Raw genomic sequence first — 19,671 nt, 5'->3', positions numbered from 1 at the left:
GGCGTCTCGGACGAGCGCCCACACTATCGGCTGGGCAGGACGACGGCCCGCCGCCTGTGGATGAGCCAGGTGCGACGGGCCGTTCGGTTGCGTACGAGAAGTGCGGTGAAGCATGCCTCGGGTCAGACGGCGGCCTTCTTCAGCCTGCGGCGTTCGCGTTCCGACAGGCCACCCCAGATGCCGAAGCGCTCGTCGTTGGCGAGAGCGTATTCGAGGCACTCGGAGCGGACCTCGCAGGAGAGGCAGACCTTCTTGGCCTCGCGGGTGGAGCCGCCCTTCTCGGGAAAGAAGGACTCGGGGTCGGTCTGGGCGCACAGCGCGCGCTCCTGCCAGCCGAGTTCCTCGTCCGCGTCGTCGACCAGCAGTTGCTGCACCAGCTCGGTCATGTGCGCCCCTCGTCTGTCTTCGCGTCCCCGTGTGACGGCCGTTACCGATTTCGGCTGAACGACACGAGTGAAATTACAAGTGTGCTGCTCCGGGCGAGTCAAGCCGAGATCTGCTATTGGGCCCCTTATTCACTCTGCGGAACCAAGGCCTTGCTGAAAGTGTTCAAATCGGCATAAACCTTGACAGGCAGACGAGACCCGAGAGGGCTGCCCAGCCACGCCGGACCTTTCGGCCTGTACGGGGAAGGACGCCCATCCGTTCGAACTCGTTCCGTACGCGGGCGCGGAAGTCGCGACGAACTCACGGCCCGTGCGCCCGGTTGTGCGCCATGTGTCCCGGTCGGCGCCTGCACAAACCTTTCACCTTGGAGATGGACCGGATGAGGTGAAACATGTCCCACTTCCAGGGTGTCGAGTTGACAGTGAAGGTGTGAGCCGCTGTCCTTGTGGGCATGCTCGCGAACTTGGCACTCACCTCGACCCGCACGGCCGGGTCCCACGGTGCTGCCCGCGCTCGCTGTAGCTGTTGTTGCTGTTCCAGCTGTTGAGCCCAACGCGCTCCGGCTGCTCCTGAGTCCACCGTGACTCGGCTGCTAGTGCCCCGCCCGCACCTGGGCATTCCTGTCTTCCCGAGATCCGGGCGGACGGTACGCGACACCCAGCCAGCCCCCACTCTTCGCCGAGGACCCACCGCGCCCCATGAACAGCGACAACGACCTCCAGATCGCCGGCGACCTCCTCGAGGTCCCGCACCTCCTCCAGGCCCCCCGCGAGCACCCGGCCACCGTCGCCGACTTCGTCGGACTGGCCCGCTCCATCGCCGCCGACCGCTCGCAGTGGGCCCACCTCGTCCGGTACGACGCGACGAGCCGCTGGTACCACCGGCTGCGCACCGGACCCGGCTACGAGGTGTGGCTGCTGTCCTGGGTCCCCGGCCAGGGCAGCGGGCTGCACGACCACGGCCGCTCCTCCGGGGTCCTCACCGTCCTGGAGGGCGCGCTGACCGAGCGCACCGAGCGGGGGACGCGCGCGCTGGGAGCGGGGGCGCAGCGGGTGTTCGCGCCGGGGTATGTGCACGAGGTCGTCAACGACGCGCTGGAGCCGGCGGTGAGCCTGCACGTGTACTACCCGGGTCTGACCGAGATGCCCATGTACACCGCCTGCACAGCTCCGGAGTCCTACGACGAGGTGGACGTCGTGACCGCGTGACGCGATGTCGTACCCGCCTGCAAGACTGGCTCCCATGCGAATCGTGGTTCTGGCAGGCGGCATCGGCGGTGCCCGTTTCCTGCGTGGCCTGAAGCAGGCCACGCCGGACGCGGACGTCACGGTCATCGGCAACACCGGGGACGACATCCACCTCTTCGGGCTGAAGGTCTGCCCCGACCTCGACACGGTGATGTACACGCTCGGCGGCGGCATCAACGAGGAGCAGGGCTGGGGGCGGGCCGACGAGACCTTCCACCTCAAGGAGGAGCTCGCGGCGTACGGCGTCGGCCCCGAGTGGTTCGGGCTCGGCGACCGGGACTTCGCCACGCACATCGTGCGGACGCAGATGATCAGTGCCGGGTATCCGCTGAGCGCGGTGACCGAGGCGCTGTGCGACCGGTGGAAGCCGGGGGTGCGGCTGATCCCGATGACCGACGACCGGGTCGAGACGCATGTCGCCGTCGAGATCGACGGTGAGCGCAAGGCCGTGCACTTCCAGGAGTACTGGGTGCGGCTGCGGGCGTCCGTGCCGGCCCACGCGGTCGTGCCGGTGGGCGCGGAGCAGGCCAAGCCGGCGCCGGGGGTCCTGGAGGCGATCGCGGAGGCGGACGTCGTGCTGTTCCCGCCGTCCAACCCCGTCGTCTCCATCGGCACCATCCTCGCCGTGCCGGGTATCCGCGAGGCGATCGCCGAGGCCGGGGTCCCGGTCGTGGGCCTGTCCCCCATCGTCGGGGACGCGCCCGTGCGCGGCATGGCCGACAAGGTCCTCGCGGCGGTCGGCGTCGAGTCCACGGCCGCGGCGGTCGCCGAGCACTACGGCTCGGGACTGCTTGACGGCTGGCTCGTCGACACCGTGGACGCCGGCGCGGTCGACCGGATCGAGTCGGCCGGCATCCGCTGCCGGGCCGTACCGCTGATGATGACCGACCTCGACGCAACCGCGCGGATGGCCCGGCAGGCGCTGGAGCTGGCGGAGGAGGTGCGCGGAGCTTGAGCGAGATGGCTACCGAAGCCGACGGCTACCGGGTGTGGGCCGTCGCCGGTCTCCCCGAGGTGCAGCGAGGGGACGACCTGGCCAAGATGATCGCCGCCGCCGAGCCCGGGCTGGCCGACGGAGACGTTCTGCTCGTCACCTCGAAGATCGTCTCCAAGGCGGAGGGCCGGGTCGTCCGGGCGGACGACCGGGAGGCCGCGATCGACGCCGAGACCGTGCGGGTCGTGGCGCGGCGCGGGCCGCTCAGGATCGTGGAGAACCGGCAGGGGCTCGTGATGGCCGCCGCCGGGGTGGACGCCTCCAACACCCCTTCGGGGACCGTGCTGTTGCTGCCCGAGGACCCGGACGCGTCCGCGCGGACGATCCGGGACGGACTGCGGGACGCCCTCGGGGTCGACGTCGGGGTCGTCGTCACCGACACCTTCGGGCGGCCCTGGCGCGCCGGGCTCACCGATGTCGCGATCGGTGCCGCCGGGGTGCGGGTGCTGGACGATCTGCGGGGCGGGACGGACGCGTACGGCAATCCGCTGAGCGCGACCGTCGTGGCGACGGCCGACGAACTGGCCGCCGCCGGTGATCTCGTCAAGGGCAAGGCCGCCGGGCTGCCGGTCGCCGTGGTGCGCGGGCTGGCGCATGTCGTGGCCGGGGAGCACGGGGAGGGGGCGCGGGCGATGGTGCGTCACGCGCGCGACGACATGTTCCGGCTGGGGACGTCCGAGGCAGTGCGCGAGGCGGTCGCCCAGCGTCGTACCGTACGGGCCTTCACCGACGAGCCCGTCGACCCCGGCGCCGTGCGGCGGGCGGTGGCGCTCGCGGTCACCGCGCCGGCGCCGCACCACACCACGCCGTGGCGCTTCGTGCTGCTGGAGTCCGAGGACGCCCGGACCGGGCTGCTGGACGCCATGCGGGACGCCTGGATCGCCGACCTGCGGCGGGACGGGAAGTCCGAGGAGTCCATAGCCAAGCGCGTGCGCCGGGGCGACGTCCTGCGGAACGCGCCGTATCTGGTGGTGCCCTGTCTGGTGATGGACGGGTCGCACACGTACGGCGATGTGCGTCGGGACGCGGCCGAGCGGGAGATGTTCGTCGTCGCCGCGGGCGCCGGGGTGCAGAACCTCCTCGTCGCGCTGGCCGGGGAGCGGCTGGGGTCGGCGTGGGTGTCGTCCACGATGTTCTGCCGCGATGTGGTGCGGGAGGTGCTGGGGCTGCCGGAGGACTGGGATCCGATGGGAGCCGTGGCGGTGGGGCATCCGGCGGAGGAGCCCCGGCCCCGGCCGGAGCGGGACGCGGGGAGCTTCATCGAGGTGCGGTGATGTGCGCCCGTTGTGCCGAGGTGCGGTGACGGGCCTCGGCTTGCGCCTAGTCTCGTAGGGCTTCTTCCGGTTCCTCTCGTAGCTCAGGACCTCATTCGTGGCAGGACGTTTCACTCCGCGCCCCACGCGTACGACCGTGCGCGGTGGGGAGGTCGTCGTGCCCGCCGCGCGGCGGCCGGCGGCGCGGGTGCAGGCCGCCCCGCTGGTGCGGAGGTGGACGCCGGGGTGGCCGGTCGATCTCGGGCTGGTGCTCGGCGCGCTGCGGCGGGGGCCCGCCGATCCCACCTTCCGCGCTCTTCCGGACGGGTCCGTGTGGCGGGCCGCTCTCACGCCCCTCGGGCCCGGAACCCTGCGGGTGTGCGTGTACGGCGGTGAGGTGCGCGGTGAGGCGTGGGGGCCGGGGGGTGAGTGGCTGCTCTCCCGGTTGCCGGAGATGCTCGGGGCCGCGGACGATCCCTCCGCCTTCGTGCCCCGGCACCGGATCGTGGCGCACTCCTGGCATCGGCGGCCGGGGTTGCGGCTGACGCGGACCGGGCTGGTGCTGGAGTCGTTGATTCCCTCCGTGCTGGAGCAGAAGGTCACCACCGACGAGGCGTATCGGGCGTGGCGGTTGCTGGTGCGGAAGTTCGGGGAGCAGGCGCCGGGGCCTGCGGCGGGTGGGCGGTTGTGGGTGATGCCGGCGCCGCGGACGTGGGCGTTGATCCCGTCCTGGGAGTGGCATCGGGCCGGGGTGGACAACAAGCGGGCCTCGACGATTCTGCGCTGTGTGCGGGTGGCCGCGCGGTTGGAGGAGGCGGTGGGTATGTCTCCTTCCGCTGCGCAGGCGCGGTTGGAGGTCGTGCCGGGGGTGGGGCCGTGGACCTCCGCGGAGGTGGTGCAGCGCAGCCATGGGGCGGCGGACGCGGTGACCGTGGGGGATCTGCATCTGCCGGGGATCGTGGGGTTCGCGCTCGCGGGGGATCGGGATGCGGATGACGCGGCGATGTTGTCGTTGCTGGAGCCGTATGCGGGGCAGCGGCATCGGGCCGCTCGGTTGATCTTGTTGAGTGGGCGTACGCCGGGCAGGCGGGCGCCGAAGATTACTCGGGGGGACATCGGGCGGTTGTGACGGTGGTCTGCGAGGGCGTCGGGATTTTTTCGCCCCCGCCGCCCCTACCCGTCCCATCCCCAGGGGCGCTGCCCCTTCGACCCCGTCCCGGGGGCGCTGCCCCCGGACCCCCGCTCCTCAAACGCCGGAGGGGCTGGATTCACCGGGCTGGATCCAGCGGGCAGGCCGGATTCACTGGTCCGAAGAAAACCGCACCGCCCCCGCCGGGATCCTTGCGTCGCACCAGATTCTCGTGCCGTCCAGCAGTTCGTTGTCGGCGCCGACGACCGCGCCGTCGCCTATGACCGTGCCGGTGAGGACCGAGCGTTCGCCCACTCGGGCCCGGGTGCCGATCAGGGAGTCGGTGATGACGGCGCCCGGTTCGATCACCGCGCCGGGGAGGATCGTCGAGCCGGAGACTCTCGCGCCCTCCGCGATGTACGCCCCCTCGCCGACCACCGTGCCGTCCGTCAGCTTCGCGTCAGGGGCGACCCGTGCCGTGGGGAGGATCAGGCGGTCGCCGCAGCGGCCGGGGACCGCCGGGGACGGGGCGCGGCCGAGAACCAGGTCCGCCGAGCCGCGGACGAAGGCGGCGGGGGTGCCGAGGTCCAGCCAGTACGTCGAGTCCACCATGCCCTGGAGGTGGGCGCCGGCCGCCAGGAGTTCGGGGAAGGTCTCGCGTTCGACCGAGACCGGGCGGCCCTGGGGGATCGAGTCGATGACCGAGCGGCGGAAGACGTACGCCCCCGCGTTGATCTGGTCGGTGACGATCTCCTCGGGGGTCTGGGGTTTCTCCAGGAAGGCGAGGACCCGGCCCGTCGCGTCGGTGGGGACCAGCCCGTAGGCCCGGGGGTCCGTCACCTTCGTGAGGTGGAGGGAGACGTCGGCGCCCGTCGTCTCGTGGGTGCGCACCAGGGCCCTGATGTCCAGGCCCGTCAGGATGTCGCCGTTGAAGATGAGGACCGGGTCGTCGGGGGCGGAGTGCAGACGGGCGGCCACGTTGCGGATGGCGCCGCCCGTGCCGAGGGGCTCCTCCTCGGTGACGTACTCGAGGTGGAGCCCCAGGGACGAGCCGTCGCCGAAGTGCGGCTCGAAGACCTCAGCGAGGTAGCTCGTCGCGAGGACTATGTGGTCGACGCCCGCCGCTCTGGCTCTGGCCAGCTGATGGGTGAGGAAGGGGACGCCGGCCGCGCGGACCATGGGCTTGGGGGTGTGGACCGTGAGGGGTCGCAGCCTCGTGCCCTTGCCGCCGACCAGGAGGATCGCTTCTGTCACCTGTCGTCTCCGCTTCCTGCCGGGACCGGCCCGAACTGTCTTTCGACCGGCCAGTGTATGCAGACCGTTGTGCGGCACCTTCGGCGGCCGTGCGGCATTCGCGCCTGCCCCCCGACGGCGGTGAAACGGGTGGTACGAACTCTCCCCGGAACTCTCCCCGGTACCTCCGCGGGTACCTCCTCGGTACCTCCGCGGCACTCCCCTCGGCCCTCAGCGACCGTCAACGACCTTGGAGACGGGCGGCTGTCGTGCGGGTGGACCCGAGTTTGCGGTAGAGCTGCCATCCGGGGCACTCCGTGGCGAAGCCGTCCCGGTGGCCGGAGATCACGTTCAGTCGTACCTTCCTACCCTTCGGATAGAGGTTGCCACCCCCCGACTTCAGGTACGTCTTGCCCTTCGGGTTGCCGCCGTAGAGACCGAGCTTCCACGCGGTGAGCCGTGCGACTGCCTTCGTCACGGCCGCGGGCGGCTTCTTGGAGCCGTAGCTGCCGAGGACGGCGATCCCCATGCTGTTGGAGTTGAACCCGAGGGTGTGGGCGCCGAGGACCGCCTTCGCCACACCGCCGGCCCGGCCCTCGTAGATGTTTCCGCACTTGTCGACGAGGAAGTTGTAGCCGATGTCACGCCAGCCCATGCTCTTGACGTGGTAGCGGTAGATACCGCGGATGAGCGAGGGCGCCTGCGTGCAGCGGTACCCGTTGCCGGACGCGGTGTGGTGCACGAAGGCCGCCTTGACCTTCTTCGTGTAGACGAAGCCCCGGTCGCGCAGCCCCTCGTCGGCGCCCCAGCCGCGCCGCGTCACGATACGCGGGCGCGGTCCGATGAACGGCTTCGCACGCTGCCGATCCGTCAACTCCCCCGCACGCAGGGCGAACAGCTCCTGTTCGGTCTGCTGCCGGTCCAGCGCCGGGATCTCGGTGTCACCTGGGTCGGCGAGACCGGCGAGGCCCGCGTTGGCCGCGGAGGCGTCCATCGCGGAGGCGTTGGCGTCCATCGCGGCGAGGTCCTCGGCGGGTTCGGCGGTGGGCTCGGGGCGGGGTGCGACGGCGCGCTGGGCGGCGCCCGCAGGCGTGCTCTCCTGCCGGGCGGGCTCCGGCGCGCTCTCCCCCGGGTCCACCAGTTCCAGACGCAGGCCGGCCGGAAGCGGGGCGGTCGTCGCCGCCGTACGGGAGCCGCGGGCCGTGTCCTCGGTCCTGCGGTCGGCCTCGGCGCGCACCCGTACCTCCACTCCGTCGGAGTCGCCCACCCACAGCGGGGCCGTGGCGCCGTGGACGCGGCCGGAGGTGCGCTCGGCCGTGCCGGGGTCGGCGGCGTCGTCGTTGTGGGTCTCCAGGTCCTGCCAGCCGGACCAGCTGTCGGTGCCGACCGCACGGGTGCGGACCTGGACACGGCCGTGCAGCACGGTGTCCGGGTCGTCCCAGATCACGCCCACGAGGGAGAAGTGCCGTACGTCCCGGCGGGGCAGGCCCTGTTCGGCGCCCGGGGCGAGGGTGCGGTCGCGGGGGGCGAGGGGCGCGAGGGGCAGGGACTGGGTGCCCCCGAGGGCTTCCGCGCCCGGCGCCGATCTCACGGCAGCCGGGGACACCGGTCTCGCCGCGACCGCGGGCGAGGTGAGGGGAAGGGCGAGGGCGGCCGCGCAGGTGACGCCGACCGAGGAAGCAAGAAGTCCACGCATGCTCCCGATCCTGGACATAGTCATATAAATCTGTCCATCGGGGAACTGACGGGCCGTCGGGTGCTGTTGCGCCGAACCGGTGGCCCCGCGCGCAGGTGTCCGGCCTCGTGCCCGCGTACGCTTCTGCGGATGAACGCCACCGATCGCACCCCTGCCGACCTGCTGCGTTCCGCGCTCGCCGCGGACCCCGGACGCCCCTTGGTGACCTTCTACGACGATGCCACGGGCGAACGTGTCGAACTGTCCGTGGCCACCTTCGCCAATTGGGTGGCCAAGACCTCGAACCTCCTCCAGGGCGACCTCGCGGCCGCGCCCGGCGACAGGGTGGTGTTGTTGCTGCCCGCGCACTGGCAGACGGCGGTGTGGCTGCTCGCGTGCGCGTCCGTGGGAGTCGTCGCGGACATCGGCGGGGACCCTTCGACGGCGGACGTCGTGGTGAGTGGGCCGGATGCGCTGGAGGCGGCCAGGGCCTGCTCCGGGGAGCGGGTCGCTCTCGCACTACGGCCGCTGGGTGGGCGGTTCCCGCAGACCCCGGACGGGTTCGTGGACTACGCCGTGGAAGTACCGAGCCAGGGCGACCGGTTCGTTCCGTTCGCTCCGGTGGGTCCCGAGGAGCCCGCGTTGATCGTGGCGGGGCGGGAGTTCAGTGGAGCGGAGGTGGTGGAGAGGGCGCGAGCCGAGGGAACCCGGGATCGCGTGCTGTCGGGGCTGCCGTACGACACGTGGGACGGATTGAACGCCGGGCTGTACGGGCCGCTGGCCAACGGGGGGTCCGTGGTCCTGTGCCGGAATCTCGAGCAGCTGAGCGAAGAGGGCCTTGCCAAGCGGATCGAGAGTGAGCGGGTTTCGTCCACTCGTCGTTGACGGGACCCGTCGAGTGCCGGGTGCGGGTCATCCGTGGCTGGCCGCGCCCAGGCGGCGGAGCGGCACATCGGCACAGCCCCCCGCAGCCCCTGCGTGGACCCAGTCACCCGTACAGAGCAGTAGCGGCAGCCCTCCGCGCCCTCCTCACGCCATGGTCGTAGGAGCAGACCGCACGCATGCCCGTACGCCGTGAGGGGGCACCGCTCGTGACCGACAGCGCAGGCACCCTCGGGCCCGGCGCGGGGTCCTCCGCGAGCGGGAAAGGGCTCATACGGCGGCGCCGACGGCGGCGGCTGGCCGGCGCCGGGCTCGGTGTCGGCGTGCTCGTCCTCGCCGCCGCCGGTGCCGGATGGGCCGTCTACGCCAAGCTCGACGGGAACATCACCGCGGACGACGCCGCCGCCGAGGAGCTCGCCCGGTACGAGAAGGACCGGCCGACCTCACTGGTCAAGGGTGCGCAGAACATCCTGCTGATCGGGTCCGACTCACGCTCGGGCGACGGCAACGGTCAGTACGGGCGGGACTCGGGGACCGAGCGGTCGGACACCACGATCCTGTTGCATCTGTCCGCCGGGCGGCGCACCGCGACGGCCGTGTCGCTGCCGCGGGACCTGATGGTGGAGGTGCCGTCCTGTCTGGGGCCGGACGGAACCCGTGGTGAGCCCGTGTTCACGATGTTCAACTCTGCTTTCCAGAAGGGCGGTTCGGCCTGCACGATCCGGACCGTCGAGAAGCTGACCGGCATCCGGATCGACCATCACGTGGTCGTCGACTTCCACGGCTTCAAGGACATGGTCGACGCGGTGGACGGCGTCGAGATCTGCCTGACGAAACCCATCCGCGACAAAGCCGCCGAGCTGACACTCCCGGCGGGCAAGGTGACGCTGAACGGGGAGCAGGCCCTCGGGTACGTCCGCGCCCGCAAGTCGCTCGGCGACGGCAGCGACACCGACCGGATGGACCGGCAGCAGCGTTTCCTCGGGGCGCTCGTCAACAAGGTGCAGAGCAATGACGTCCTGCTCAATCCGGTGAAGCTCTATCCGGTGCTGGACGCTGCCACGTCCTCGCTCACGACGGATCCGGATCTGGCGAGCTTGCGCGGCTTGTACGAACTCGTGCGCCGGCTCCGCGACATCCCCACCGAACGTGTGCAATTCCTGACCGTGCCGCGGGAGCCGTACGCCTACAACGCCAACCGCGACCAACTCGTGGAAGCCGAGGCGGAGGAACTGTTCGCCCGGCTGCGCACGGACGCGCCGGTGGCGGTCGCCGAGGAAGTTCCACAGGATTCCGCGACAAAGAACCCCAATTCGAGCGGCGGTTCGCAAGAAGGAGCGGATGACCGCAAGGAGCCGTACGACTACGACGGGTACGGGGACGGCCACGACGGGAAGTCCGGCGCCGGGCGCCCCGACAGGCCCGCCGCCGCGTCACCCGCACCCACGTTCCGCGGGAACACCGCCGCCCACGACACCTGCGATTAAAGCGATTCCCAAGTCGACGCACATTTGTTCAAGGAAATGGGCGGATTGCCCAGTTGTAGGGACGTGGAATTTGTCACCGTCGCCGCTAGCCGATGAACTGGCCGGATAGTGTGAGCGATCCGGTGCAGCAGGCCGCGAGGTCCTTCCTGGGGTCGTGCACTGTATGACCGAGACCCGAGCGCCTTTGAGGGGCAAGGCGCCGCGTGGCCCCGACGGAGGATGCAGACAACCGTGGACGCGCAAGGCAGTGGGCGGGCGGGCGAGACCGACCCCGCAGACCAGTGGGTACTCAATCCGAACACTGGCGAATACGAACTGCGACTGACTCCCTTCGCACCGCAATCAGCGGTCCCGGGGCCCCGTAGCAGAACCACCCCCCGACCGGCGGGACCTTCCGGTACGCCGCGCGACAGAACGGCCGCGCCGGGCCGTACGTCACCCGCGGACATCCCCGGCCGTGACGTGCCGGGGCCGCGGCGGCGCCGCGGTGCGCCCCAGGAGCCGCCGCCGGGGCGGCGCAACCGGCGGCCGGTCAAGAAGGCGCGCGGCAAGAAGGCGCTGCTGTGGACCGGCGGCGTCATGGCGTTCGTGCTGGTCGGCACGGGGGGCGCGGCCTACCTCTATCTCCAGCACCTCGAAGGCAACGTCACCACCGAGGACGTCGGCAGCGTGGCCGACAACGGTTTCAGCAAGGACGAGGCCTTCAACATCCTGATCATCGGCACCGACCGGCGCACCGGGGCGGGCAACGAGGGCTACGGCGACAAGGGCAGCGTCGGGCACGCCGACACCAACATCCTGCTGCATGTCTCCAAGGACCGTACGAACGCGACCGCGCTGAGCATTCCGCGTGACCTGATCGTCGACGTGCCGGACTGCGAGGTCACCGAGGACGACGGCACCAAGAAGGTCATCCCGGGCACCCAGGACAAGCGCTTCAACACCAGCCTCGGCCAGTTCGGCCGTAACCCCGGCTGCACCATGAAGACGGTCGAGGAGCTCACCGGCATCGACGTGAACCACTTCGCGATGGCCGACTTCAACGCGGTGAAGACGCTGACGAGCGCGGTGGGCGGGGTGGAGGTCTGTCTCGCCAAGGACGTCAACGACCCCGACTCGCATCTGAACCTGTCGGCCGGCAAGCACACCATCGAGGGCGAGGAAGCACTCGCCTTCGTCCGCACCCGGCACAGCTTCGGCCAGAAGGGCGACCTGGACCGCATCAAGGTCCAGCAGCAGTTCATGAGCTCGCTGATGCGCAAGATGACCTCCGGCGACACCCTCACCAGCCCGACGAAGCTGATCAAGCTGGCCAACGCCGCCACCAAGGCGCTCACCGTCGACCAGGGCATCGGCAAGGCCAGCACGCTCAAGGACCTGGCCCTGGAGCTGAAGAAGGTGCCGATGAAGAACATCACCTTCACCACGGTCCCGGTCAAGGACAACCCGGCCGAGGTGGTCAAGGCGACCGTCGTGCCCCTTGAGCCGAACGCCTCGCAGGTCTTCAACATGATCAAGAGCGACACCTCCTTCACCGCGGTCAAGGCCAAGGAGAAGAAGGAGAAGTCCGCCGTCGCCGCCCGGCTGAAGGGCAGCAAGTCGGACGCCTCCGAGGTGCGGGTGCGGATCCTCAACGGTGGCGCCGCGGCCGGCAGCGCCCAGGAGGAGCTCACCTACCTCCAGACCGAGGCGGGCGTGACCAAGTCGGAGAACGCGGGCAACGCCGGCGCCTCCCAGGCGAAGACGACGCTGGAGTACGCCCCCGACCAGGCCGATCAGGCCCGCAGGCTGGCCGCGATCATGGGCCTGTCCGGGTCGATGATGAAGCCGGGCAAGAGCGTCACCAACTCCCAGGGTCTGCCGACCATCACGCTGACGCTGGGTGAGGACTTCAAGGGTGCCGGGGTGAAGATGAACTCCACCGCGGCGCCGGCGAACGTGGACAAGACCACGGCGAACGAGGTGAAGTGCGCTAGCTGAGAGACCGCGACCTCACGGGCCTGTCACACGTCGAACCGGACGCGTGGCAGGCCCGTTCGCTGTGCCGCCCCACGTGAGGCGAAGATCACAAAAGACGGCACTTGATCACCGGAACGCAACGTCCGCAGGTTAACTGATCGCGCGTCAACTCTATTGAAATCCTAGGAGGTTGCTATGCGCGGAATGTTGCGCACGCGGATCACTTCGGCGGCCGGAGCAGTCACGCTGCTGACGGCCGGACTGATATGCCTTTCCGCCGGACAGGCTGACGCGATGTCCCGGGTCAACTACTGCGGAAGCTCCTACGGCTTCCTGAAGTCCTGGGCGATCAAGGACGGTTGGTACCCCAATCCCACCGTCGGCTACATCGACGTCTACTACAACAGCTCGAACGGGAACAACTGCGTCATCACCCGCGCGAACGACAGCGAGGTCGGCGGCGCCAACCACATCATCGCGGGCATCCGCAAGAGCGGGTCCAGCACCTGGAAGCTCGACGGGAACAACTCCAACTACACCTCCTACGCGGGCCCGTTGTACGTCTACGCCGCCGGCAGCTGCATCGACATCTACGGCGAGCTCAACTACACGAGCGGTGGCACGGGGGCCGGCGGTGGCAGGACCGTCTACGAAGACGTGCACTGCGGCTGAGCCTCGCCACTCACCGCAGAATGATGAATCTTGAATGCACCAAGTGGCCCTGTCCGACGTCTGACTTGACGCAAGACAGGGCCATGTCAGGTGTGGGGCGGGGAGGGTGGGGCGGTGCCGCAGAACAGTGTGCGGGGGCAGGGAAGAGGAACGTTCTCGGGCGTCGAGCCCGCTCTCGGGCGGGGTCGGACCGACAGCCCGTCCGAGGGCGGAGGCCAGGGCGCAGGAGCGAAGGGCGCAGGGCCGAAGGGCGCAGGGCACGGGAGACGGCGACCGCGACGCGGTCATCGCGTGCTCAGATGGTCCGCGACCACGCTCGCGGTGCTGATACTGGGCACGGCGGGCGCCGGTTACCTGTACTACCAGCACCTCAACGGCAACATCGAGAAGGGTGAGCGCAGCAGCGGCGACTCCAAGGCGAACAAGTCCGCGCCGAACGCCGCCGGCCAGACCCCGCTGAACATTCTTCTCATCGGCTCCGACAGCCGCTCCTCCGACGAGAACGTGAAGCTCGGTGGCAGCAAGGACACTCGCGGCAACCCGCCGCTGGGCGACGTGCAGATGCTGATCCACCTGTCCGCGGACCGGAAGAGTGCCGCGGTGGTGAGCATCCCGCGGGACACCCGCGTCGACATCCCCAAGTGCAAGGACCCGAAGACGGGCGCCACCTACCCGGCGACCAACGACATCATCAACACGTCGCTGGCCCGCGGAGGGGCCGGCTGCACCCTGGCCACCTGGCAGAACCTCACCGGCGTCTACATCGACCACTGGATGACGATCGACTTCGCGGGCGTGGTGAGCATGGCGGACGCCATCGGCGGCGTCGAGGTCTGTGTGAAGCAGAACGTGTGGGACCGCCCGATGCCCGGCGTGCCCGGAGGCTCCGGCTTGAAGCTGACGGCCGGCCGCAAGGACATCAAGGGCAAACAGGCGTTGCAGTGGCTGCGCACACGCCATGCCTTCTACAGCGATCTTGGCCGCGCCAAGGCCCAGCACATGTACATGAACTCGATGATCCGCACATTGAAGAAGCAGAACGTCTTCACGGACACCGGGCGGCTGACGAATCTGGCCGAGGCGGCCACCAACTCGCTGACCGTCTCGGAGGAGATCGGCACCGTCAAGAAGCTGTACGACCTGGGCACGCAGCTTAAGTCGGTGCCGACGAACCGGATCACCATGACGACGATGCCGACCGTCGAGGACGACCAGAACCGGAACCATCTGGTCCCGGACGGCGCCGGGGCCGACAAGATGTGGCAGATGCTCCGCGACGACGTGCCGTTCGACGACAAGGGCACGTCCTCGGAGAAGAAGTCGGACGAGGAGAGGGTCTCCAAGGACCCGGCGGCGGCCGACGACCAGATCGGTGTCCTGGTGCGGAACGCGACGAGGTCCACCACGCTCGGTCCGGTCTCCGGGCGGGCCGGGGCGATCAGTGGGCTGCTCGTGCAGAAGGGCTTCGCCCGGGCCTCGGCGGACACCTCGGCGGCGCTCGCCGAGGAGCGGACCGTGGTGCGGTTCCCGAGCCCAGACCTGGAGGGCGACGCCCAGCGGGTCGCCAAGTCACTGGGGATTCCGCTGAGTTCGGTGAAGAGGTCGACTGACGTGTCCGGTGTCACCGTCGTCGTGGGCGCCGACTGGCGCTCGGGTACGACCTATCCGAAGCAGTCCTCTCCGAAGGCCGGGGACCTTCCGAGCAACGCCGACGAGATGAACGGCGCGGACAGCGATCAGTGCATGGACGTGTACAAGCGGTACCGCTGGTGAACCGTCGGCGGGCAGCGGCGGCCCGTGGATCGCGCTGTGGATGCGATCACGGGCACCCGGAACAAGCCATTCCATGATCAATTAATGGTCACAGGGGCCTCACAGCAGCATTGCGACGAGTGTTCGATGGTGGGATCGCCCGGACGATCATTCCCGCTCTACCGAGGAGTACCCCATGCGCAGAAGACTGGCCGCCGTCATGCTCTCGGCACTGGCCCTCGTCGTCGCCCCCCTGGCGACGAACGCGAGCGCGTCGACCAAGAGCGACGTCGTGAGCCTGGCGCGATCGGTGTGCGGATCCGGGTACACGGCCACCGTCGACGCCGGCGACATGGGCATCCCGAAGCAGTACTACTGGAGCGTCCTGCTCTACAACCCGTCCTCCGGCTACAACTGCGCCGTCAACGTCAAGGACAGCAACAACACCGACTACGGCAGGTCCAGCGGCATCGGCATGGGCATCAGGGCGGCCGGTGGCAGCTGGCACGAGGACCTGGGCAACTACACGAAGTACGCGGGTCCCGTGTACGTCTACGCGCCCAGCACCTGCGTCTACCTCCGCCTCACCTCACCCGAACTCACGTGGACCAGTAACGCCATGGGCTGCAACTGACCCGGCGGGTGCGGCCCGGCAGGCGTGAGCCGGAATCGCACCCCCACAGCGAACTCCTAACTCTCTGCAGAATGATGAAGCGTGCTCACGTCCGAGAGCTCGATCGGCATTCGACACCGCATTCGACAGTGGTTCTCCCGTACGCTTTCCGACCAGGCGGACGAGGCATAAAGGCCGGTCGTCGGGCTTGGGGAGGCTCGGCAGTCCGCAGGGTGGGGAGGACAGGGAATTGGCGCAGAGTGTGCGCGGAGAGGTGCCCGCGGTCGAGGACACGATGTCCCTCGCACCGCAGGACACGCAGCCGCCCGCCGGTCACGGCGGGGGACGGCACGGCAGAGGTGAGCGGCGACGAAGCCGGCGTTTTCTGCGCTGGTCGGCGATCGTGCTGGCGGTGGTGATAACCGGCACCGCGGGCGCCGGATACCTCTACTACCGGCACCTGAACGGCAACATCAAGAAGGACGCCCTGAACATCGGCGACGAGAAGGACAGGGCGGCGAAGACGGAGGCGAACGCCGCCGGACAGACCCCGCTGAACATCCTGCTGATCGGCTCGGACGCCCGCGACAACGCCGAGAACCAGAAGCTCGGCGGCGCCAAGGAGACGTACAACACCGCGCCGCGCGCCGACGTCCAGATGCTGCTGCACCTCTCGGCGGACCGCTCCAACATGTCGGTCGTCAGCATGCCGCGCGACACCCTTCTCGACATACCGAAGTGCGCCGACCCCGACAACGACAAGGTCTACTCGGCGCTCACCTCGGCGATGACCAACGACTCCCTCGGTCGTGGCGGCCCCGGCTGCACGGTGGCCACCTGGGAGAAGCTGACCGACATCCATATCGACCACTTCATCATGGTCGACTTCGCGGGTGTGGTGTCGATGGCGGACGCGATCGGCGGCGTACCGGTCTGCGTGGACGCCAACATCTACTCGCACACCAGAACCGGTCACGGCTCCGGCCTGCGGCTGGAAGAGGGCACCACCCCCATCAAGGGCAAGCAGGCCCTCCAGTGGCTGCGCACCCGGTACGGCTTCGAGGACGGCACCGACATCGCGCGGGCCAAGGCCCAGCACCAGTACATGAACTCGATGGTCCGCGAGCTGCGTGAGAACGCGACTCTGAGCAGCCCGAACAAGCTGCGCAAGCTCGCCGAGACGGCCACGGACGCGCTGACGGTGGACGACGGGCTCGGGACGGTGACGAAGCTGTACGACCTGAGCAACGAGCTGCGCAAGGTCCCCACCAAGCGGATCACCATGACGACGATGCCGTGGCAGTACGCCTCGGACGGCAATCGGGTGGTGCCCAAGCCGGAGGAGGCGGAGAAGGTCTTCCGGCTCGTCCGTGAGGACATCGCGCTCGACGGCAAGGACAAGAAGAAGACCACGACCAAGGACGAGACCTCCGACGACCCGGCGGCCGCGGACGACGAGATCGCCGTACAGGTGCAGAACGGCACCCGCACCAGCACGCTGGGAGCGGCGACCGGGCGGGCGACCGATGTGGCCGAGTTGCTCGTCGGCAAGGGTTTCACGGCGGCCAAGGCGGACTCCTCGGTGATCGTGAGCGAGGCCAAGACCCTGGTGCGCTATCCGAGCGCGGACCTGGAGGGTGACGCCCAGGCGGTCGCCAAGGCCTTCGGCGTTCCGATGAGTTCGGTGAAGAGGTCGACGGACGTCTCCGGAGTCACGCTGGTCGTCGGCGCGGACTGGCGGTCGGGTACGACGTACAAGGTGGCGGAGGAGGACAACACGCTGCCCAAGTCGGAGGACACCTTCAACGGCGCGGACACCAAGGCGTGCATGCACGTCAACCCCGACTTCACCTGGTAGCGGGCCCCCTGAGAGCGCTTTCGGCCAGGTGATCAATTTCTGGCCAATGCTTTACACCGTGGTCACATTTGTTACTTGGACATGTCAGGATCTTGAGCGGTCCGCGACCACGACGGACGCAACTGTCGCTCCAGGGGGAGAAGTTGAAGCTCAAGAGCAAGGCCGCCAGATACATCACGTCCATGGCGATGATGCTGTCCGCGATCGCCGGTTACTCACTCGTCACGGCTCCGGCCGCCAGCGCCGCCACCTACGGCTGCAACGGGTCCCAGATCGACAGCTGGAGCAACACCTACAACGGCACGACGTACGCCAGGACCTATCTGTTCTGGGACGGCACGTACAACTGCGTCGCCGCCGTGAAGCAGGGCTCCTACTACGGCGTCAAGTCGCGTATCGCCGTGGATGCCTGGACGGACAAGGACGGCTACGTCTCGCCGGGTGACGACGGCCAGTACCTCTACTACGCGAGCTTCAAGTTCTACGGCAAGGGCCGGTGCATCGCCGTCGAGACGGACGTGTGGAACCTGAGCGGCAACAACATCATCCAGGACCACGTGCCGAACTCCGGCTACTTCCACTGCGGTTGAGAACGGAGTCCGACATGAGCATCCTCAAGTCCAAGGCCGCCCGCTGGCTGACGAGCACCACGGTCCTGCTCGGTGTCGCCGTGGCGGGCCCCGTGGCCACCGCGCCGGCCGCCTCGGCCGCCTCTGGCAGCTGCTCCGGCAGCATCGTCGACACCCTCAAGCACTACAACTACAACGGCACCCACGTGGCGACGTCGTACCTGTACTGGGACGGCACCACCAACTGCGTCCGCGCCGACAAGGTCGGCTCGTACTACGGCGTCAGCTCGCGTATGTCGCTGACCATCTACAACCAGAAGGGCGGCGCGGACCCGGACAGCGGGTACTTCAAGTACTACGCGGGCCCGGTCAAGGTGAACGGCCAGAACACCTGCATCGCCTTCGAGCTCGACATGTGGAGCACCAGCGGCTCGGACATGCTCCAGGACCGGGTTCCGGCCGGCGGCTACAACCACTGCGGCTGAACTCGCCCGCGCACTGACGAGGACTCAGACATGCTCAAGATGAAGCGACTTGGCTCCGCCGCGGCCGTCATCGGCCTCACCGCCGCCGGAACGATCGCCGCCACCGGCACCGCCTCGGCAGCCTCCTACAACGGCGCCTGCGGGTCCGGCTACGGCGTGATCGACACGAAGGACGTCGGCACCGGAACCGCCTACCTCACCTACAGCAGCTCCAGCGGCAAGAACTGTGTCGTCACCGTCTCCGACACACCGGGCACCACCATGCTCCTGGACGCCCGAGTGCGGCTGCACCGCACCAACCTCGACTGGGCGGACAGCGAGTACGACGCGGGCTTCTTCAAGTACTACGCCGGCCCGGTCTACGCCTCCGCCGCAGGCAGGTGCATCGACTGGGGCGGCAACGCGGGCACCGAAACCTGGCATGTGAACTACAACGTGCACTGCGGCTGAGCCCCACCACTGACAGGGATCCAAACGTGTTCAAGATGAAGCGAGTTGGCTTCGTCGCGGCCGTCATCGGCCTCGCCGCAGCCGGAACCATCGCCGCCACCGGCACCGCCTCGGCAGCCTCCTACAACGGCGCCTGCGGGTCCGGCTACGGCGTGATCGACACCATGGACGTCGGTGACGGAATCGCCTACCTCACCTACAACAGCGCCAGCGGCAAGAACTGCGTCGTCACTCTCACCGACACCCAGGGGACGCCCACGATCCTGGGCGCCAACCTGCGGCTGCACCGCACCGACAACGTGTGGAAGGACAGCGAGTACGACAACGGCACCTACAAGTACTACGCGGGCCCGGTCTACGCCTCCGCCGCGGACAGGTGCATCGACTGGGGCGGCCACGCAGCCTCCAACTACACGCGCATCGACTACGGCGTCCACTGCGGCTGAGCCCCACCGGCCCAGCTTCTTCAAGCCGTCACGTCCCGAGATGAGAGGTCTCCAACTGATGTCCAAGCACGTCAAGTTCAGAACCACCCGTTGGATCGCCACCGCGGCGATGACCCTCGGCCTGGGTGTCGCGGTCCCCATGGCCGTCGCCCCCACCGCGTCCGCCGCCGCCACCGCCGGCTGCAGCGGGACCTTGATCGACCAGATCAACCACTACGACTACTCGGTGAGCTCGCACCCGCACGTCGCCACGACCTACCTGTACTGGGACGGCACCTACAACTGTGCGAGGTCCGTCAAGGCGGGTTCCTACTACGGCGTCAGCTCGCGCATGAACCTGGACCTGTGGTCCAAGGCCGGCGGGCACGACAACGACAACGGCAACTTCAGCTACGAGGCAGGCCCCGTCCAGGTGAACGGCCGGAACACCTGCATCACCTTCGAGCTGGACATGTGGAAGCCCAACGGTGGCTCCAACTTCCTGCAGGACCACGTCCCCCCGTCGGGCTACTTCCACTGCGGCTGAGCCCTTCCGGCCCATGGCGAAGGCCCCCTCCCGGTCGTCCGGAAGGGGGCCTTC

19 protein-coding genes are annotated in these 19,671 nt (G+C 69.0%); 16 read left to right on the top strand and 3 right to left on the bottom strand.

The genetic code is table 11. The features are described 5' to 3' along the window. Nucleotides 1-122: 122 nt before the first annotated feature. Nucleotides 123-386: a WhiB family transcriptional regulator gene (locus ABZT06_RS29365; protein WP_003990679.1), complete on the bottom strand. Its 264-nt coding sequence runs from the start codon at nucleotides 384-386 to the stop codon at nucleotides 123-125. Between the two features lie 699 nt (nucleotides 387-1,085). Between ABZT06_RS29365 and ABZT06_RS29360 the strand changes: the two genes are divergently transcribed. From ABZT06_RS29360 to ABZT06_RS29345, 4 genes are all read left to right on the top strand, one after another. Further along, the gene (locus ABZT06_RS29360) at nucleotides 1,086-1,595 is read left to right on the top strand and encodes a cysteine dioxygenase family protein (protein WP_355747270.1); all 510 of its coding nucleotides are present in this window, start codon (nucleotides 1,086-1,088) and stop codon (nucleotides 1,593-1,595) included. 34 nt (nucleotides 1,596-1,629) lie between these two features. Beyond that, nucleotides 1,630-2,589: a 2-phospho-L-lactate transferase gene (gene cofD / locus ABZT06_RS29355; RefSeq protein ID WP_355747267.1), complete on the top strand. Its 960-nt coding sequence runs from the start codon at nucleotides 1,630-1,632 to the stop codon at nucleotides 2,587-2,589. Between the two features lie 5 nt (nucleotides 2,590-2,594). Further along, nucleotides 2,595-3,902: a coenzyme F420-0:L-glutamate ligase gene (locus ABZT06_RS29350; protein WP_355747362.1), complete on the top strand. Its 1,308-nt coding sequence runs from the start codon at nucleotides 2,595-2,597 to the stop codon at nucleotides 3,900-3,902. A 97-nt stretch (nucleotides 3,903-3,999) separates the two neighbouring features. Next, complete coding sequence (locus tag ABZT06_RS29345) at nucleotides 4,000-5,010, top strand: DNA-3-methyladenine glycosylase 2 family protein (RefSeq protein WP_355747264.1); 1,011 nt, start codon at nucleotides 4,000-4,002, stop codon at nucleotides 5,008-5,010. A 171-nt stretch (nucleotides 5,011-5,181) separates the two neighbouring features. On the opposite strand, the gene ABZT06_RS29340 is transcribed toward ABZT06_RS29345, so the two are convergent. Together ABZT06_RS29340 and ABZT06_RS29335 are read right to left on the bottom strand one after the other, a co-directional pair. Continuing rightward, nucleotides 5,182-6,264, bottom strand: coding sequence for an NDP-sugar synthase (locus ABZT06_RS29340; RefSeq protein ID WP_355747261.1), 1,083 nt, complete (start codon nucleotides 6,262-6,264; stop codon nucleotides 5,182-5,184). 220 nt (nucleotides 6,265-6,484) lie between these two features. Beyond that, nucleotides 6,485-7,939, bottom strand: a complete 1,455-nt coding sequence (locus ABZT06_RS29335; protein WP_355747258.1) for an N-acetylmuramoyl-L-alanine amidase — start codon at nucleotides 7,937-7,939, stop codon at nucleotides 6,485-6,487. 129 nt (nucleotides 7,940-8,068) lie between these two features. On the opposite strand from ABZT06_RS29335, the gene ABZT06_RS29330 reads away from it, so the two are divergent. The 12 genes from ABZT06_RS29330 to ABZT06_RS29275 all read left to right on the top strand — a co-directional run bounded on the left by ABZT06_RS29330 (nucleotide 8,069) and on the right by ABZT06_RS29275 (nucleotide 19,617). Then, nucleotides 8,069-8,803, top strand: a complete 735-nt coding sequence (locus ABZT06_RS29330) for a TIGR03089 family protein (RefSeq protein ID WP_355747255.1) — start codon at nucleotides 8,069-8,071, stop codon at nucleotides 8,801-8,803. A gap of 206 nt (nucleotides 8,804-9,009) precedes the next feature. Beyond that, complete coding sequence (locus ABZT06_RS29325) at nucleotides 9,010-10,287, top strand: LCP family protein (RefSeq protein ID WP_355747252.1); 1,278 nt, start codon at nucleotides 9,010-9,012, stop codon at nucleotides 10,285-10,287. Nucleotides 10,288-10,518: 231 nt separating this feature from the next. After that, nucleotides 10,519-12,267 carry an LCP family protein gene (locus ABZT06_RS29320; RefSeq protein ID WP_355747359.1) on the top strand — a complete coding sequence of 583 codons (1,749 nt, stop codon included), beginning with the start codon at nucleotides 10,519-10,521 and terminating at the stop codon, nucleotides 12,265-12,267. A gap of 174 nt (nucleotides 12,268-12,441) precedes the next feature. Next, nucleotides 12,442-12,918, top strand: coding sequence for a hypothetical protein (locus tag ABZT06_RS29315; protein WP_355747249.1), 477 nt, complete (start codon nucleotides 12,442-12,444; stop codon nucleotides 12,916-12,918). 114 nt (nucleotides 12,919-13,032) lie between these two features. Next, nucleotides 13,033-14,691, top strand: coding sequence for an LCP family protein (locus ABZT06_RS29310; RefSeq protein WP_355747246.1), 1,659 nt, complete (start codon nucleotides 13,033-13,035; stop codon nucleotides 14,689-14,691). A gap of 175 nt (nucleotides 14,692-14,866) precedes the next feature. Further along, complete coding sequence (locus tag ABZT06_RS29305) at nucleotides 14,867-15,304, top strand: serine/threonine protein kinase (RefSeq protein ID WP_355747243.1); 438 nt, start codon at nucleotides 14,867-14,869, stop codon at nucleotides 15,302-15,304. Between the two features lie 274 nt (nucleotides 15,305-15,578). Next, nucleotides 15,579-17,141, top strand: coding sequence for an LCP family protein (locus ABZT06_RS29300; RefSeq protein WP_355747357.1), 1,563 nt, complete (start codon nucleotides 15,579-15,581; stop codon nucleotides 17,139-17,141). A 143-nt stretch (nucleotides 17,142-17,284) separates the two neighbouring features. Next, nucleotides 17,285-17,731, top strand: coding sequence for a hypothetical protein (locus ABZT06_RS29295; RefSeq protein ID WP_355747240.1), 447 nt, complete (start codon nucleotides 17,285-17,287; stop codon nucleotides 17,729-17,731). A gap of 14 nt (nucleotides 17,732-17,745) precedes the next feature. Next, nucleotides 17,746-18,195, top strand: a complete 450-nt coding sequence (locus ABZT06_RS29290) for a hypothetical protein (protein WP_355747237.1) — start codon at nucleotides 17,746-17,748, stop codon at nucleotides 18,193-18,195. Between the two features lie 30 nt (nucleotides 18,196-18,225). Further along, on the top strand, nucleotides 18,226-18,645 hold the full coding sequence (locus ABZT06_RS29285) for a spore-associated protein A (RefSeq protein WP_355747234.1): 420 nt from the start codon (nucleotides 18,226-18,228) through the stop codon (nucleotides 18,643-18,645). Nucleotides 18,646-18,680: 35 nt separating this feature from the next. After that, nucleotides 18,681-19,091 (top strand): spore-associated protein A, encoded by a 411-nt coding sequence (locus tag ABZT06_RS29280; protein ID WP_355747231.1) that lies wholly within the window; start codon nucleotides 18,681-18,683, stop codon nucleotides 19,089-19,091. Between the two features lie 58 nt (nucleotides 19,092-19,149). Continuing rightward, nucleotides 19,150-19,617, top strand: coding sequence for a hypothetical protein (locus ABZT06_RS29275; RefSeq protein ID WP_355747229.1), 468 nt, complete (start codon nucleotides 19,150-19,152; stop codon nucleotides 19,615-19,617). Nucleotides 19,618-19,671: the final 54 nt, after the last annotated feature.

This window comes from Streptomyces sp. NPDC005483, assembly GCF_040606035.1.
In the GTDB taxonomy this organism is placed as follows: Bacteria; Actinomycetota; Actinomycetes; order Streptomycetales; family Streptomycetaceae; genus Streptomyces.
This window is presented reverse-complemented; position numbering and strand designations above follow the sequence as displayed.

What these genes read in the sequence shown, in the direction of transcription:
- ABZT06_RS29365 (WP_003990679.1), bottom strand. Translation starts at nt 386, where the DNA reads ATGACCGAGCTGGTGCAGCAACTGCTGGTCGACGACGCGGACGAGGAA.
- ABZT06_RS29360 (WP_355747270.1), top strand. Translation starts at nt 1,086, where the DNA reads ATGAACAGCGACAACGACCTCCAGATCGCCGGCGACCTCCTCGAGGTC.
- cofD (WP_355747267.1), top strand. Translation starts at nt 1,630, where the DNA reads ATGCGAATCGTGGTTCTGGCAGGCGGCATCGGCGGTGCCCGTTTCCTG.
- ABZT06_RS29350 (WP_355747362.1), top strand. Translation starts at nt 2,595, where the DNA reads ATGGCTACCGAAGCCGACGGCTACCGGGTGTGGGCCGTCGCCGGTCTC.
- ABZT06_RS29335 (WP_355747258.1), bottom strand. Translation starts at nt 7,939, where the DNA reads ATGCGTGGACTTCTTGCTTCCTCGGTCGGCGTCACCTGCGCGGCCGCC.
- ABZT06_RS29330 (WP_355747255.1), top strand. Translation starts at nt 8,069, where the DNA reads ATGAACGCCACCGATCGCACCCCTGCCGACCTGCTGCGTTCCGCGCTC.
- ABZT06_RS29315 (WP_355747249.1), top strand. Translation starts at nt 12,442, where the DNA reads ATGCGCGGAATGTTGCGCACGCGGATCACTTCGGCGGCCGGAGCAGTC.
- ABZT06_RS29305 (WP_355747243.1), top strand. Translation starts at nt 14,867, where the DNA reads ATGCGCAGAAGACTGGCCGCCGTCATGCTCTCGGCACTGGCCCTCGTC.
- ABZT06_RS29300 (WP_355747357.1), top strand. Translation starts at nt 15,579, where the DNA reads ATGTCCCTCGCACCGCAGGACACGCAGCCGCCCGCCGGTCACGGCGGG.
- ABZT06_RS29290 (WP_355747237.1), top strand. Translation starts at nt 17,746, where the DNA reads ATGAGCATCCTCAAGTCCAAGGCCGCCCGCTGGCTGACGAGCACCACG.
- ABZT06_RS29285 (WP_355747234.1), top strand. Translation starts at nt 18,226, where the DNA reads ATGCTCAAGATGAAGCGACTTGGCTCCGCCGCGGCCGTCATCGGCCTC.
- ABZT06_RS29280 (WP_355747231.1), top strand. Translation starts at nt 18,681, where the DNA reads ATGAAGCGAGTTGGCTTCGTCGCGGCCGTCATCGGCCTCGCCGCAGCC.
- ABZT06_RS29275 (WP_355747229.1), top strand. Translation starts at nt 19,150, where the DNA reads ATGTCCAAGCACGTCAAGTTCAGAACCACCCGTTGGATCGCCACCGCG.